Annotated in this window: 15 protein-coding genes and 1 tRNA gene; 10 read left to right on the top strand and 6 right to left on the bottom strand. The window is 32.2% G+C overall.

Annotated features, from left to right (window positions below):
• Positions 1-37 precede the first annotated feature (37 nt).
• The 3 genes from P0R33_RS17315 to hisS form a co-directional block, all read right to left on the bottom strand.
• Positions 38-616 carry a nucleotide exchange factor GrpE gene (locus P0R33_RS17315; protein ID WP_276172422.1) on the bottom strand — a complete coding sequence of 193 codons (579 nt, stop codon included), beginning with the start codon at positions 614-616 and terminating at the stop codon, positions 38-40.
• 460 nt (positions 617-1,076) lie between these two features.
• Positions 1,077-1,147, bottom strand: a tRNA-Trp gene (locus P0R33_RS17310).
• A gap of 120 nt (positions 1,148-1,267) precedes the next feature.
• On the bottom strand, positions 1,268-2,695 hold the full coding sequence (hisS, locus tag P0R33_RS17305; RefSeq protein WP_276172421.1) for a histidine--tRNA ligase: 1,428 nt from the start codon (positions 2,693-2,695) through the stop codon (positions 1,268-1,270).
• Positions 2,696-2,942: 247 nt separating this feature from the next.
• Between hisS and P0R33_RS17300 the strand changes: the two genes are divergently transcribed.
• On the top strand, positions 2,943-4,187 hold the full coding sequence (locus P0R33_RS17300; RefSeq protein ID WP_276172420.1) for an ABC transporter permease: 1,245 nt from the start codon (positions 2,943-2,945) through the stop codon (positions 4,185-4,187).
• Between the two features lie 74 nt (positions 4,188-4,261).
• On the opposite strand, the gene prmC is transcribed toward P0R33_RS17300, so the two are convergent.
• Together prmC and P0R33_RS17290 are read right to left on the bottom strand one after the other, a co-directional pair.
• Positions 4,262-5,116, bottom strand: coding sequence for a peptide chain release factor N(5)-glutamine methyltransferase (gene prmC / locus P0R33_RS17295; RefSeq protein WP_276172419.1), 855 nt, complete (start codon positions 5,114-5,116; stop codon positions 4,262-4,264).
• Between the two features lie 89 nt (positions 5,117-5,205).
• Complete coding sequence (locus P0R33_RS17290) at positions 5,206-5,691, bottom strand: GNAT family N-acetyltransferase (protein ID WP_276172418.1); 486 nt, start codon at positions 5,689-5,691, stop codon at positions 5,206-5,208.
• A 129-nt stretch (positions 5,692-5,820) separates the two neighbouring features.
• Between P0R33_RS17290 and ribD the strand changes: the two genes are divergently transcribed.
• From ribD to P0R33_RS17275, 3 genes are all read left to right on the top strand, one after another.
• The gene (gene ribD / locus P0R33_RS17285) at positions 5,821-6,870 is read left to right on the top strand and encodes a bifunctional diaminohydroxyphosphoribosylaminopyrimidine deaminase/5-amino-6-(5-phosphoribosylamino)uracil reductase RibD (protein WP_276172417.1); all 1,050 of its coding nucleotides are present in this window, start codon (positions 5,821-5,823) and stop codon (positions 6,868-6,870) included.
• Complete coding sequence (locus P0R33_RS17280) at positions 6,863-7,465, top strand: HAD family phosphatase (RefSeq protein ID WP_276172416.1); 603 nt, start codon at positions 6,863-6,865, stop codon at positions 7,463-7,465. Before ribD ends, P0R33_RS17280 begins: the two co-directional genes overlap by 8 nt.
• 126 nt (positions 7,466-7,591) lie before the next feature.
• Entirely contained in the window at positions 7,592-8,224 is a 633-nt protein-coding gene (locus P0R33_RS17275) for a YigZ family protein (protein WP_276172415.1), read from the top strand.
• A 31-nt stretch (positions 8,225-8,255) separates the two neighbouring features.
• Here P0R33_RS17275 and P0R33_RS17270 read toward each other — a convergent pair whose 3' ends face one another.
• Positions 8,256-8,660, bottom strand: a complete 405-nt coding sequence (locus P0R33_RS17270; RefSeq protein ID WP_276172414.1) for a thioesterase family protein — start codon at positions 8,658-8,660, stop codon at positions 8,256-8,258.
• A 188-nt stretch (positions 8,661-8,848) separates the two neighbouring features.
• On the opposite strand from P0R33_RS17270, the gene dnaA reads away from it, so the two are divergent.
• The 6 genes from dnaA to P0R33_RS17240 all read left to right on the top strand — a co-directional run bounded on the left by dnaA (position 8,849) and on the right by P0R33_RS17240 (position 14,095).
• Positions 8,849-10,276, top strand: coding sequence for a chromosomal replication initiator protein DnaA (gene dnaA, locus P0R33_RS17265; protein ID WP_057116951.1), 1,428 nt, complete (start codon positions 8,849-8,851; stop codon positions 10,274-10,276).
• 8 nt (positions 10,277-10,284) lie between these two features.
• Positions 10,285-10,752: a low molecular weight protein-tyrosine-phosphatase gene (locus tag P0R33_RS17260; RefSeq protein ID WP_276172413.1), complete on the top strand. Its 468-nt coding sequence runs from the start codon at positions 10,285-10,287 to the stop codon at positions 10,750-10,752.
• Positions 10,753-10,812: 60 nt separating this feature from the next.
• The gene (locus P0R33_RS17255; RefSeq protein ID WP_276172412.1) at positions 10,813-11,526 is read left to right on the top strand and encodes an SAM-dependent methyltransferase; all 714 of its coding nucleotides are present in this window, start codon (positions 10,813-10,815) and stop codon (positions 11,524-11,526) included.
• A 22-nt stretch (positions 11,527-11,548) separates the two neighbouring features.
• Positions 11,549-11,956: an energy transducer TonB gene (locus P0R33_RS17250; RefSeq protein WP_276172411.1), complete on the top strand. Its 408-nt coding sequence runs from the start codon at positions 11,549-11,551 to the stop codon at positions 11,954-11,956.
• A 53-nt stretch (positions 11,957-12,009) separates the two neighbouring features.
• Positions 12,010-13,137 carry a methionine aminotransferase gene (locus P0R33_RS17245; protein WP_276172410.1) on the top strand — a complete coding sequence of 376 codons (1,128 nt, stop codon included), beginning with the start codon at positions 12,010-12,012 and terminating at the stop codon, positions 13,135-13,137.
• A gap of 76 nt (positions 13,138-13,213) precedes the next feature.
• Positions 13,214-14,095 carry an SDR family oxidoreductase gene (locus P0R33_RS17240; protein WP_276172409.1) on the top strand — a complete coding sequence of 294 codons (882 nt, stop codon included), beginning with the start codon at positions 13,214-13,216 and terminating at the stop codon, positions 14,093-14,095.
• Positions 14,096-14,368: the final 273 nt, after the last annotated feature.

Genomic DNA, 14,368 nt, shown 5'->3' with positions numbered 1-14,368 from the left:
CAGATTCAAAAATAGAATCGAAATTTTTATTTGCTTTTTAGTTTCCAACTACAACTTTAGGGAAACGAATAATTTTGTCTCCTAATTTGTATCCTTTTTCAATAACATCAACAATTTTCCCTTTTAATTTGTCAGACGGAGCTGGAATTTGGGTAATTGCCTCAGCAATATCAGCATTGAAAGCATCTCCTGCTTGGATTTCAACTTGCTCTAAACCTTTAGAAACTAAAGTGCTTTTCAATTTTTCATGAATCAACTCAACTCCTTTTTTAAGATTTTCATCCTCAGATTTATTGATTTCTACTGTCGCTCTGTCAAAATCATCTAAAACTGGAAGCATAGCCAATAAAACTTCTTGGTTTGCTGTTTTAAATAATTCAAGACGCTCTTTTGAAGTTCTTTTTTTGTAATTTTCAAATTCGGCGAATAATCTCAAAAACTTATCTTTTTCCTTAGCCAAGTCTTGAGCTAATTGCTCCTCAACACTTAATTCTTCAACAATTAACTGCTCTCCATTAGCGTTAGTCTCTATCGTTGCATCATCTAATTCCTGATCGAATTCTGTATTTTCCGTAGTCATATTACTTTTATTTTTAAAAATATTTTTAAACTTCATTTTTTATTTCTTTCTGTTGGATTGCAAAAGTACTGCCAAATCTTATAAAATGTCAAATTGTCACTTTATTAATTATGAGAGTTTTAAAAAAGGAAATTAGGCGCTCAAAATTTAGTATAATTTTAAGACTATTACGTTATAGTTTATTTTATCTTTGATAGCGTAAAAACATAAACTATTACCACCAAAATTGAATTTAAGGGTTGGCTTTGGCCTCAAAATAATTATTAATTCAAATTTACCTTATATTAAAAAAAGCTTCGCCTATAGAGACGAAGCTTTTTTTTATGCCTTTTGAGAAAAATTTACTGCAAAGAAAGCAAAGGTTTTTTTCTCTTAAGCTTTATAAAATGAAAAAAGTTCGCAAAGCTTTGTATAGATTTAGCTTTGCAAACTTTATATTTTAAAAATATTCTTAGATAAAAAACTTTGAGTTCTTTGCGGTAAAAAACATTTATTGCACGGGCGGAGGGATTCGAACCCCCATCAACGGTTTTGGAGACCGCTATTCTACCCTTGAACTACGCCCGTAACTTAAGGTGGGCAAATTAAAAGTTTTTTTTCTTTACTGGCAACTATTTCATGCAGAGATTTTAAAAGAAATTCCTTTAATCATAAGCTATTCAAAGCAAAAACCTTTGCTTCAAACAGTTAAGCTAACAAAGCTTTTTTCAATCCTTCAAAATCTACTGAAACCTGATCGCCTGTCACTAAATTTTTAAGCGAATAAGTATTTGAAGCAATTTCATTATCTCCTGCAATTACTGCAAACGGAATCAGACGTTTATCTGCATATTGCAATTGTTTCCCTACTTTTACATTGTCTGGATACAACTCCACTTTTATATTTTCTTGTCTTAATTTTTGAATTGCTTTTGACGCATACAAAGCTTCTTTATCTCCATAATTGATAAAAATGGCTTTAGAAGTAGCCGCAACTGTTTCTGGAAATAATTGCAATTCTTCTAAAACTAGATAAATTCTATCCAAGCCAAAAGAAATTCCGACACCACTCATATTTTTCAAACCAAAAATACCCGTCAAATCGTCGTATCTTCCTCCGCCGCCAATAGAACCCATCGCAACTGTTTTTGGAGCCGCAACTTCAAAAATTGCTCCTGTGTAATAATTTAAACCACGAGCCAAAGTCACATCTAAATCTAAAATTGCTGTTGACAATCCTAAATCTGCAACATTGTCACAAATAAATTTAAGTTCTTCAACACCTTTCATTCCTTCCTCAGAAGAAGCCAACAAATCTGATAGCTGATTGATTTTATCTGCGAAAGTTCCGCTAAAGCTAAAAAGTGGCTGTACTTTTACTAAAGCTTCTTCAGAAATTCCTTTTTCAATCATTTCTTTTTTAACGCCGTCTTCTCCAATTTTATCTAATTTATCAAGAGCAACCGTAAAATCGATTAATTTATCAGAAGCGCCAATTACTTCAGCAATTCCAGATAAAATTTTTCTGTTGTTTATTTTAATTGTAACACCTTCCAAACCTAAAGATGTAAAAACAGTATCGTAAAGCTGAACCAATTCTACTTCCTGCCAAAGAGATTTTGAACCAACAACATCGGCATCACATTGAAAAAACTCTCTAAAACGACCTTTTTGCGGATTATCTGCTCTCCAAACTGGCTGAATTTGGTATCTTTTAAAAGGAAATTCTATTTCGCTTTGGTGCTGTACAACGTATCTCGCAAACGGAACTGTCAAGTCGTAGCGCAAAGCTTTTTCAGAAATTTTTCCTGTAAATTTATTCAGTTCGATTCTTTGCTCTAAACTTATTTTTTCTGCCGAGTTGAGTTGCAATTCTTCAATTGATTCTGGCAATTCGATTTTACTTTTATTGTAGAAAAAGTTACCAGAGTTCAATATTTTAAAAATCAGACGATCTCCTTCTTCTCCATATTTCCCCATCAAAGTATCTGAATTTTCAAACGAAGGCGTTTCGATTGGCTGAAAACCAAACTTTTCGAAATTTGCTTTTATCGTTTGAATAATATATTGACGTTTTGACACCTCAGCTGGTGAAAAATCTCTTGTTCCTTTTGGAATACTTGGTTTTGAAGCCATCTTCTTTATTTTAGATTGTTGATTTTAGATTTCAGATTGTCTCAATCTTTGTCTAAAAATCTTATGATATTATTTATTTCTACTTTATTTTTCAGACTGTTGTTTCTTCAGCCACTCGCCTTTTTGACTTTATGACTTTCAACTTTCGACTTAATTTAAGTCTGCAAATATCTTACTTTTTAAAATAAATAATAACACTTCGAAAACAAACTTGTAACAAAAAACGTATTTTCGTGACAAATTGGTCATGATGCTAAAATTATTTAAAGAAAATATCCGAATAGCGTTTGGTTCTATCAAAACGCAAATTTTGCGAACTATTCTTACCGTTTTAATTATTGCAATAGGTATTACCGCTTTGGTTGGAATTCTTACTGTGGTTTCTGCTCTGGAAAATACTATTTCTAGTGATTTTGCATCGATGGGAGCCAACACTTTCAATATTAATCAATACGAAAATAAAGTACGTAACCGTGGAGGAAACGAAAGAGAAGTTATCAATCCGATTATTTCTTATCCTGAAGCTGTTGCTTTCAAAAACAAATACAAATATCCTTTTACCGAAACTTCTCTATCATTTACAGCAACTTCAACTGCAGAAGTAAAATATTTAGGAGAAAAAACAGATCCTGAAATTACAATTGTTGGCGTTGACGAACATTTTATTACCAATTCTGGTTTAGAAACTAGTTTAGGAAGAAGTTTTAACCAGTTTGATATTGACAACAATACGTATTCTTGCATCGTTGGTTCTGACTTTGAAAAAGGACTTCTGAAAGACATTAATCCAATTGATAAAGTAATTTCTATTCGAGGCGCAAGATTTAAAGTAATTGGCGTTTTAAAAGAAAAAGGATCAACGTTTGGAAACAGTCAGGATTTACGTGTCTTAATTCCGATTCAGGTAGCAAGATCTTTATTCACTGCGCCAAATATTAATTACACAATAAGTGTCATGGTTTCTAAAAAAGAAGTTTTAGACCAAGCCATTGACAACGCGACAAGTACAATGCGTAGAGTTCGTAAATTAAGTCCTGTTCGTGACAATAATTTTGGAGTGGTTCGAAGTGATGATTTAATTAATCGTATTCTTGGAATTACGCAATATTTAGGATGGGCAGCATGGATTATAAGCATTATTACGATTCTTGGATCTTCAATTGCTTTAATGAATATTATGATTGTTTCGGTTACAGAACGTACGCGCGAAATTGGTGTTCGTAAAGCATTAGGAGCCAAAAGAACAACTGTTGCTTTTCAGTTTTTTATTGAAACTTTGTTGATTGGACAAATTGGTGGTTTGGTCGGGATAGTTCTCGGAATACTTCTTGGCTTTGCTATTGCTGCCGCTATGAGTTTTTCTTTCGTGATTCCGTGGATGGCAATTTTTGCCGCTTTTGCAACTAGTTTTTGTGTTGCTTTGGTTTCTGGTTTATATCCAGCAATTAAAGCTTCTAAATTAGATCCGATTGAAGCACTTCGATATGAATAATTTTTTAGTTTTCAGTCGCAGTCTCAGTTTTCAGTTGTTTCTGTGTCTGAAAACTGAGACTGCGACTGAAAACTTTAAATATTCCCTTTCAACATTCGGTCGTTATCGTAAATGTCTTTTCGTAATTCTATATTTTTAAAATCTATATTTTCAAGCAATTCAATCATTTCTTTCCCTAAATATTGATTGATTTCAAAATATAATTTTCCTTTTCCTAAAAGTGATTTTTTTGCCAGTGAAGCAATTTTTCTATAAAAAATTAAAGCATCATTATCTTCAACAAAAAGTGCTAAATGCGGTTCGTAATCCAAAACATTTTTTTTGATTTCGACTTTCTCTAAATTTCGAACATAAGGCGGATTTGAAACAATAATATCAAACTGGCATCGTAATTCTTCTTCTTTTAGAATATCCTGTAACACGAAAGTTACATCAACATTATTTCGCACAGCATTTCTTTTTGCGGTTTCGATCGCTTTTTTAGAAACATCGATTGCTACAACTTCTGCATTTGGAAGGTTTTTTGCTAAAGAAATTGCGATACAGCCGCTTCCTGTTCCGATATCTAAAATTTTTATCTTTTTAGATTTTTCTGGACTCGCGTTTTCGTTAATAATCCATTCTACCAATTCTTCCGTTTCTGGTCTTGGAATTAAAACATTTTCATTTACTTCGAAATCCAAACCATAAAAATTTGTTTTTCCTAATAAATACTGAATTGGAACTTCATTTTTGAGATGATTTACAAGTTCATCCCACATGACGAAATCATTTTCCTCAAAAACTAATTCGTGATTTAACGCCAAATCAATCTGACGAAGTTTATGCCTGTCTTCTAAAATCAAATAAAAAAAACTTTCCGCTTCGTACGCATCGTAAAAAGGCGATAATTCTTTAATAAATTGAGTGCGGTATTGTTTGATTTTCATTTTAATTTTTTGAATATTATTTCATCAGCAACAAAACTGATTTAATCTTTCCATAAGTCTTCCTCATTAAGATTTGTTACAAACTTTAACTATAAAACCTTCAACATCCATACAGGACATGAATTATGCCCAGTTGATCCTAACGGAGCGTCTAAATATTCAAAACCCGATTTTTTATACAACTTTTGAGCAGCATGCATAAAAGGCATCGTTTCTATATAACATTTTTCAAAACCAAATTCTCTAGCTTGATCTAAGCATTTTTCCATTAATTTACTTCCAATTCCCAAACCTCTTGTTTTAGGAAGAAAATACATTTTTTGCAATTCGCAGATTTTCGGATCTCCATTTTCTAGAGGCGCAATTCCGGCGCATCCTACAATTTCGCCATCATTCTCAACAACAAAATACACTGAATTTGGTTTACTATATTCTTCAAACATCAAATCCAAATAAGGATCCTCATAAGCTGTTCCAACTTTAGGAATTTCCATTTCATCAAAAACTGATCTTATTAAACTCGCTATAGCCTTATTGTCTTCTTTTTTAATTTTTCTGATAATCCAATTTTTCATTTTTCCTTTTCGGTCTTTATCTTTACAAAAATAAAAATACTTTTTCGATACTATCATAACTATTTGGATTGTTTCACAACTTAACCTCAAACATTAGACAAAAACTTCAAAAATAATTACTTTTGTAACGTGAATATACATGAAAAATACATAAAACGCTGCATCGAACTAGCACAAAATGGACTTGGAACAACGTATCCAAACCCAATGGTTGGAAGCGTAATTGTTTACGAAGGTCAGATTATTGGCGAAGGATGGCATAAAAAAGCAGGAGAACCACATGCAGAAGTCAATGCCGTTCGTTCTGTAAAAGACAAATCCCTTTTAAAAAAATCTACAATATATGTAAGTTTAGAACCTTGCAGTCATTTCGGAAAAACGCCGCCATGTTGTGATTTGATTATTGCGAATGAAATTCCGAATGTAGTTGTTGGAACGGTTGATCCTAATGAAAAAGTGGCTGGAAAAGGAATTTTAAAACTAATTGAAGCTGGTGCAAATGTTACAGTTGGTGTTTTAGAAGACGAATGCAACGAATTGAATAAACGTTTTTTTACTTTTCATCAAAAAAAGAGACCTTATATTGTTTTGAAATGGGCAGAAAGTCGAGATGGATTTTTAGCTCCAGAAAAAGTTTCTGATCAAGATCGTAAGCCAATCTGGATTACGAATCAATATTCTAGACAATTAGTTCATAAATGGAGAACTGAAGAACAGGCAATTTTAGCTGGAACACAAACTGTTGCAGATGATAATCCGAAATTGAACGCTAGAGATTGGGACGGAAATAATCCTGTACGAGTAATTATTGATCAAAATAATAGAATTGATAAAAATAGTTTCGTTTTTGATGATTCTGTTAAAACGATTGTTTTTTCAAATAAAAATTTAAAATCATCAACAGAAAATACTTCATTTGAAGTAATTGATTTTAACCAAAATATAATTCCGCAGATTTTAGATGTTTTGTATAAAAATCAAATTCAATCGATAATAATTGAAGGCGGAAGACAAACATTGCAATCTTTTATTGATGAAAATCTTTGGGACGAAGCTCGGATTTTTATTGGAGAAACCAGTTTTCATACAGGAACCAAAGCTCCGATTATATCAAGAAAAAACAGCATAAAAACCAATATTCTAAGCGACGAATTAATACAATTTAAGAATTATGATTGACGCAATAATTTTTGACTTTGGAGATATTTTTATCAATCTAGACAAACCTGCCACAATTTCTGGTTTACAAAAATTAGGAATGAAGGAATGGAATAATGAATTGAATCAATTAAATCTTTCTTTTGAAACTGGCTCTATTTCTCCAGAAGATTTTATTGGCGGTTTTCAAAAACAATTGCCTAATGCTTCAAGAGAAGAAATCTTAAAAGCTTGGAATGCGATTTTAGCCGATTTTCCATTTTATCGTTTAGAGTTTCTTCAAGAATTGTCAACAAAATATCGTTTGTTTCTATTGAGCAATACCGATTCTATTCACATCAATACATTTGAAGAAAAAAGTGGCGTTTCTTTTTACAAAGATTTTTATCAATGTTTCGAAAAAGTTTATTTTTCTTTTGATATTGGAATGAGAAAACCAGATCCAAAAATTTACCAGTTTGTTCTTGAAGAAAATAATCTGATTGCCGAAAACACTTTATTTGTTGACGATAAAACAGAAAATACAGACAGCGCCGCCACTTTAGGAATTAAAGTCTGGAATCTGCAAGTTGGGAAAGAAGATGTTGTGGATTTGTTTAGCAAAGGATTACTGTAAAGCATTTTAATTCTTTAAAAAAAAATCAGCCACAGATTAAAAGGATTTTCACAGATTTTTTATGCGAGCAAAAGAAAAATCCTTTTTAATTCTTTTAATCTGTGGCTAAAAAATAAACCTTTACAATTGGAAATTAACGATACTTATCAAACTATTGCATCTGCATCTGAAGAAATACTGTTTAAAGAAAAAGGCAGTAAATTCTTTGGTTATGCATTTCCGATAGATCATGAAGATGAAGTAAAACCTAATATCGAGGAACTTAAAAAACAACATCCTCATGCGGTGCATTATTGCTATGCATATCAATTGGGAGTTGGAAATAAAATTTCATATCGCGCAAATGACGATGGAGAACCAAGCAATACTGCCGGAGCTCCAATTTACGGACAAATACAATCTTTTGGAATAACGAACGTTCTTGTAGTAGTGGTTCGAATTTTTGGCGGAGTAAAATTAGGCGTTGGCGGTTTAATTTCAGCATATCGAACAACGGCTCAAATGACTTTGGAAGTTTGTGAAATTGTTGAAAAAACAATAGATGTCGAATTTTTAATTTCTTTTGATTACAAAAACATGAATAAAGTGATGCGGGTTATTAAAGAGAAAAAGCTAGAAATCACTTCGCAAGAAATGGAAATAGATGAAATTTCGGGCATGCCAATTGGTAAAATCATGACAAAAACACGAAAAAAAAATGCCGAAACGGTGTTCAGCATTTTTGATTTAATGTTCGAAATTGATATTAAATTAATATAAATTAACATCAAAATCACATTCATTTTAACAATTATTCAAGCGATTTAAATATTTCCAAAATATAATCTGGAGGAGCTGTTGGACGACCTGTTTTTAACGCAACAAATACTAAAATAAACGTCGCAGTTGTTAATAACTCATTTGCCTCATTATAGATTGCACAGTCGAATTCAATCTTAACAGAAGAGTGACTTTTGAAAGTGGTATGAATTGTTAAAAGTTCGTCATATCTCGCCGATTTTTTGTAACTTATATTCATGTTCACAATTGGAAGCCCAATTCCGCTTTCCTCCATACTTTTATATGAAACCCCTTTATTTCTAAGCCATTCCACGCGTCCAATTTCAAAATAAGGCACATAATTTCCGTGATAAACGACTCCCATTTGGTCAGTTTCGGAGTAACGAACTCGCACTTGAGTCTGATGATTTTTCATTGATAAAATATTAAAAAAATTCAAATTTAAAAAGCCTCTTTACAACTTTTTTTTATAAAATTAGATACCAAAATATTTTTTTTTACAGAAATTTGTTCACATATTTGTTATCCCGAAATACGGAATAAAATTGCTCTTAATTTATTAAGAGAATCTTTATAACAATAATAAAAAATTTATCTGAATCTATGACTAAAACTGCTCAATCGGTATGGGAAAACTGTTTGTCCTTTATAAAGGATAATATTCAAGATCAAGCATACAAAACTTGGTTTGAACCAATCAAATCAGTTGAGCTAACCGATAACGCGTTATATATTCAAGTTCCAAGTAAATTTTTCTACGAATGGCTCGAAGAGCATTACGTAAAATTGTTGAAAGTTGCGCTTACCAAAGAACTGGGAAAAAACGCAAAGTTACTCTATAAAATTAAAATGGAGAACACTTATGGAAATAAACAGCCGTTTACCGAGCAGCTGCCAAGTTCTAATAGAGTTCCGATGAAACCGCAAGAAGTTGATGCTCCATTTAAAAATTTAAATCCTGAATTAAAAAATCCTTTTGTAATTCCTGGAATCAGAAATTTAAAAATTGAGTCTCAGTTAAATCCAAACTACAGTTTTGATAATTTCTTAGAAGGAGATTCTAACCGTTTGGCTCGTTCTGCGGGTATGGCTGTTGCCAACAAGCCTGGAGGAACTTCATTTAATCCGTTATTGATTTTTGGAGGAGTTGGTTTAGGAAAAACGCACTTAGCACATGCTATAGGCGTAGAAGTAAAAGATAAGTATCCGGAAAAGACCGTTTTATATATTTCTGCGGAGATTTTTACACAACAATATATTGATTCTGTAAAAAAGAATAATCGTAATGATTTTATTCACTTTTACCAATTAATTGATGTTTTAATTATTGACGATGTTCAGTTTTTATCTGGGAAATCAGGAACACAGGACGTGTTTTTCCATATTTTTAACTACTTACATCAAAACGGAAAGCAAGTAATCTTAACTTCAGATAAAGCTCCTGTTGACATGCAGGATATTGAGCAAAGATTATTGTCTCGTTTTAAATGGGGATTATCAGCAGAATTGCATCAGCCAGATTACGAAACTCGTATTTCGATCTTAAAAAACATCTTATATCGTGATGGTGTAGAAATGCCAGAAGATATCTTAGAATATGTTGCTCGTAACATTAAAACAAATGTTAGAGAACTTGAAGGCGCTATTATTTCTTTAATTGCTCAATCTTCTTTCAACAAAAAAGAAGTTACAATCGAGTTAGCAAAAAGCGTTGTAGAGAAATTTGTTAAAAACGTAAAGAGAGAAATCTCAATCGATTATATCCAAAAAATTGTTTCAGATTATTTCCAGTTAGATATTGAAACGCTTCAATCTAAAACTCGAAAGAGGCATGTTGTGCAAGCTAGACAATTAGCCATGTTTTTTGCAAAGAAATTCACAAAAGCTTCTTTAGCCAATATTGGTTCACAAATTGGAGATCGCGATCACGCAACTGTTCTTCACGCTTGTAAAACAGTCGATAACTTAGTTTCTACCGACAAACAATTTAAAAAGTTTGTTGAAGACATTAATAAAAAACTAACGCTTTAATAAACCCAATGCCTGTAAAAATCTTAATGGTTTGTTTAGGGAATATCTGTAGATCTCCTTTAGCAGAAGGAATTTTAGCATCGAAATTACCTAAAGATAAATTCTTTGTTGATTCTGCAGGAACAGGTTCTTGGCATGTTGGTCATTGTCCCGACAAACGTTCGATTGAAATTGCTAAAAAAAACGGAATTGACATTAGCACTCAAAAGGGCAGACAAATCAAAGTAGCAGATTTTGACGAGTTTGATTACATTTATGTAATGGACAATTCTAATTTTAACGATGTAAATCATCTCGCACAAACTCCCGAACACAAACAAAAAATTCATTTGATTTTAAATGAATTATTTCCAGACGAAAATGTCGACGTTCCAGATCCTTATTTCGGAGCATCAAACGGATTCAAAAATGTCTATCAAATGCTTGACGAAGTGACCGATTTGATTGCAGAAAAACTTATCAAGAAACACTCATAATTTAATTCAATTATTTCAGCAAATGAAATGATTGAATTTTTTAATTTTAAATACTTACACATGAAACTTCTCGGAAAACTATATTTAATTCCAACTACAATGGGCGAAAGCGATCCGATGGATGTTTTACCTCAAACTGTTAGAAGAACGATAGAAGTTATCGACCACTATATTGTTGAAAATGACAAAACGGCGAGAAAATCAATAAAAGCAGTTTATCCTGAAAAGAAACAATCTGAACTGGTTCTTTTTACTTTAAACAAAAGAACAGAAACTAGCGAACATAATGATTTCATTAAACCTTTATTAGAAGGAAAAAATATGGGATTAATGAGCGAAGCTGGCTGCCCAGGAGTTGCAGATCCAGGTGCTGTAATTGTAAAATTGGCACATGAAAAAGGAATTCAAGTTGTACCTTTAGTCGGGCCTTCTTCTATCCTATTGGCTATGATGGCTTCAGGAATGAATGGCCAGAGTTTTACTTTCAATGGTTACTTGCCAATTGATAAAGATGAAAAAAAATCGGCAATTCGTCATTTTGAAAAATTATCTTATGACAAAAATCAATCGCAACTTTTTATTGAAACTCCATACAGAAATAATAAACTGATTGAAGATCTTTTACAGATTCTAAGTCCTGCAACACATCTTTGTATAGCAACTGACATTACTTTACCAACAGAATTTATCAAAACAATGAAAATTTCTGATTGGAAAAAATTAAAAATAGATATTGATAAGCGACCGACTATTTTTATTATTCATAAAATGTAAACTAACTTTAAAACCATAATTCATGAGAAAACTTTTAATTCTGATTTTAATTTGTGCTGCTCAAAGTTCCTTTTGTCAGACTCAAAATACTGTAAGTGTTATGTCTGATGATGAAAACCATGTTTACAATACTGCAGGAATAGATGTTAAACCCGAATTTCCAGGTGGATTAAATGAATTTTACAAGTACATTTCTCAGAATTATATGATTCCGAAAGAAAAACCTGCTGCTGCAAAAGGCAAAGTTGTCGCAACTTTTGTAGTTGAAAAAGACGGCTCATTGAATGATATAAAAATCATAAAAGATGTTGGTTTTAATACCGGCACTGAAGCAATTAGGGTTTTGAAATTATCTCCAAAATGGATTTCTGGCAAATTAGAGGGACAAGATGTTAGGGTTTTATATGCTATTCCTATAACAATTAATTAGGATTTTAATTGTTTTATTTTATATAACACACTTTCTCCAAATCAAACTTCATCATGAGTAAACTCCCAAACGTAACCACAAGCATTTTTACGGTAATGTCAAAAATGGCAACCGAATACAATGCGATCAATCTTTCTCAAGGATTTCCAAATTTTCCTGTAGATGAGAGATTAACAGATATTGTTGCCAGATTATCAAAGGAGAATGTTCACCAATATACTCCAATGGCAGGTTATCCACCATTGATGAAAAAAATTGCAAAATTAACGCAGGATTCTTATAACAGAACAATAAATCCAGACACAGAACTTTTGGTAACCGCTGGAGCTACTCAAGGAATCTTTACCACAATTCTAGCGTTAGTAAAAGAAAAAGACGAAGTAATTACCCTAGATCCAAGTTATGATTCTTATGAATCTCCTGTTTTACTTTGCAAAGCAAAACCTGTTCGAGTAGCTTTAAATGATGATTACACGCCAAATTGGGAAACAATCGAAAAAGCTTGTTCTGCAAAAAGCCGAATGATTATCATCAATAATCCGCATAATCCGACGGGAAAAATTTTGACTGAAAATGATTTTGTTCAGCTAAAAAATCTTCTTGAAAAATATCCAGACATTATAGTTTTATCTGACGAAGTTTACGAATACATCACTTTTGAAGAAAAACATATATCGGCACACACTAAAAATTTTCTTTTAGATCGCTGTGTAATGGTATCCTCTTTTGGAAAATCATTTCATATAACTGGCTGGAAAATTGGTTATACCATTGCACCAGAACATTTAATGAATGAAATAAAAAAAGTGCATCAGTTTTTGGTTTTTAGTGTCAACAGCATTTCACAATTTGCAATCAGCGAATATTTAGATGTTGTAGATGTAAATTTACTTGGAAAATTCTACCAAGAAAAAAGAGATTATTTCCAGAAATTGCTTCAAAACAGTCGCTTTGAATTAAAACCATGCGAAGGAACTTACTTCCAAGTTGCTTCTTATGCTAATATATCGAACGAAGACGATGTTACTTTCTGCAAAAATCTAATTATCGATCATGGCGTTGCTGCAATTCCTATTTCTACTTTTTACTCCGATCATAAAGATCAAAAATTAATCCGTTTTTGCTTTGCTAAAGATGACTTAACTTTAGAGTCGGCAGCAAAAAAATTATGCCAAATATAAAATTTTTTAAAATTTTATAACATTATTATGCATGCATCCTATTTTATTTAATTAATATTGCAAAAAAAGAAAAAGTATGAGCTACACAGATAAAATGTTACGTGATGATGCTTTAAAAGGCAAAGTCATTGTCGTTACAGGCGGCGGAAGTGGTTTAGGTAAAGCTATGACCAAATATTTTCTCGAATTAGGAGCTCAAGTAGCCATAACTTCTAGAGATTTAGAAAAGTTAAAAACTACAGCTGCTGAACTAGAAAGCCAAACCGGAGGTAAATGTCTTCCTTTACAATGTGATGTACGTCATTATGAGGAAGTCGAAAATATGCTTCAGGAAGTTTTAAAAGTTTTCGGAAAAGTAGACGTTCTTTTAAATAATGCGGCAGGAAATTTTATTTCGCCGACAGAAAGATTATCCGCAAATGCATTTGACACTGTGATAGACATTGTACTTAAGGGTTCTAAAAACTGTACACTTGCGTTCGGAAAACATTGGATTGATACGAAACAAACTTCGGCAACAATTCTAAATATAGTAACTACTTACGCTTGGACAGGATCGGCTTATGTTGTTCCTAGCGCTACGGCAAAAGCGGGAGTTTTAGCAATGACAAGAAGTCTTGCTGTAGAATGGGCTAAATACGGAATTCGTTCTAACGCGATTGCACCGGGACCATTCCCTACAAAAGGAGCTTGGGACAGATTATTGCCCGGAGATCTTTCTGAAAAATTTGATATGGCTAAAAAAGTGCCATTAAAAAGAGTTGGAGATCACCAAGAATTAGCCAATTTAGCTGCCTATTTAGTTTCAGATTTCTCTTCATATATTAATGGAGACGTAATCACGATTGACGGAGGAGAATGGTTAAAAGGCGCAGGACAATTCAATTTATTAGAAGCAATTCCAGAAGAACTTTGGGATCAGCTTGAAATGATGATAAAAGCAAAAAAGAATAAATAATTACAAGTGCTTACTAAATTCAGAATATTTTTTTTAAACTATACTGATTGCACGAAATCCCGAAGGTTTACTTTCGGGATTTTTTTTATTTTAACCATATAAGTTCATATAAGAGATTATAAGTTTAGTATTTTTTTGTCTATAAATCTAAAAGCTCCTTTAAGTCCAAAAAAAGAACTATTTATATTTACTTATATTGCTTAAATGATTTAAAAACAAATAATTCGGTCTTTTATCAATATAACGGCAATAATTTCAGTTAAGTAGCATTTT

The organism is Flavobacterium sp. YJ01, assembly GCF_029320955.1.
GTDB lineage: Bacteria > Bacteroidota > Bacteroidia > Flavobacteriales > Flavobacteriaceae > Flavobacterium.
The sequence above is the reverse complement of the archived record's forward strand: the minus strand, read 5'-3'. Positions and strand labels throughout refer to the sequence as shown.

What these genes read in the sequence shown, in the direction of transcription:
- P0R33_RS17315 (WP_276172422.1), bottom strand. Translation starts at nt 616, where the DNA reads ATGAAGTTTAAAAATATTTTTAAAAATAAAAGTAATATGACTACGGAA.
- hisS (WP_276172421.1), bottom strand. Translation starts at nt 2,695, where the DNA reads ATGGCTTCAAAACCAAGTATTCCAAAAGGAACAAGAGATTTTTCACCA.
- P0R33_RS17300 (WP_276172420.1), top strand. Translation starts at nt 2,943, where the DNA reads ATGATGCTAAAATTATTTAAAGAAAATATCCGAATAGCGTTTGGTTCT.
- prmC (WP_276172419.1), bottom strand. Translation starts at nt 5,116, where the DNA reads ATGAAAATCAAACAATACCGCACTCAATTTATTAAAGAATTATCGCCT.
- P0R33_RS17290 (WP_276172418.1), bottom strand. Translation starts at nt 5,691, where the DNA reads ATGAAAAATTGGATTATCAGAAAAATTAAAAAAGAAGACAATAAGGCT.
- P0R33_RS17280 (WP_276172416.1), top strand. Translation starts at nt 6,863, where the DNA reads ATGATTGACGCAATAATTTTTGACTTTGGAGATATTTTTATCAATCTA.
- P0R33_RS17270 (WP_276172414.1), bottom strand. Translation starts at nt 8,660, where the DNA reads ATGAAAAATCATCAGACTCAAGTGCGAGTTCGTTACTCCGAAACTGAC.
- dnaA (WP_057116951.1), top strand. Translation starts at nt 8,849, where the DNA reads ATGACTAAAACTGCTCAATCGGTATGGGAAAACTGTTTGTCCTTTATA.
- P0R33_RS17260 (WP_276172413.1), top strand. Translation starts at nt 10,285, where the DNA reads ATGCCTGTAAAAATCTTAATGGTTTGTTTAGGGAATATCTGTAGATCT.
- P0R33_RS17255 (WP_276172412.1), top strand. Translation starts at nt 10,813, where the DNA reads ATGAAACTTCTCGGAAAACTATATTTAATTCCAACTACAATGGGCGAA.
- P0R33_RS17250 (WP_276172411.1), top strand. Translation starts at nt 11,549, where the DNA reads ATGAGAAAACTTTTAATTCTGATTTTAATTTGTGCTGCTCAAAGTTCC.
- P0R33_RS17245 (WP_276172410.1), top strand. Translation starts at nt 12,010, where the DNA reads ATGAGTAAACTCCCAAACGTAACCACAAGCATTTTTACGGTAATGTCA.
- P0R33_RS17240 (WP_276172409.1), top strand. Translation starts at nt 13,214, where the DNA reads ATGAGCTACACAGATAAAATGTTACGTGATGATGCTTTAAAAGGCAAA.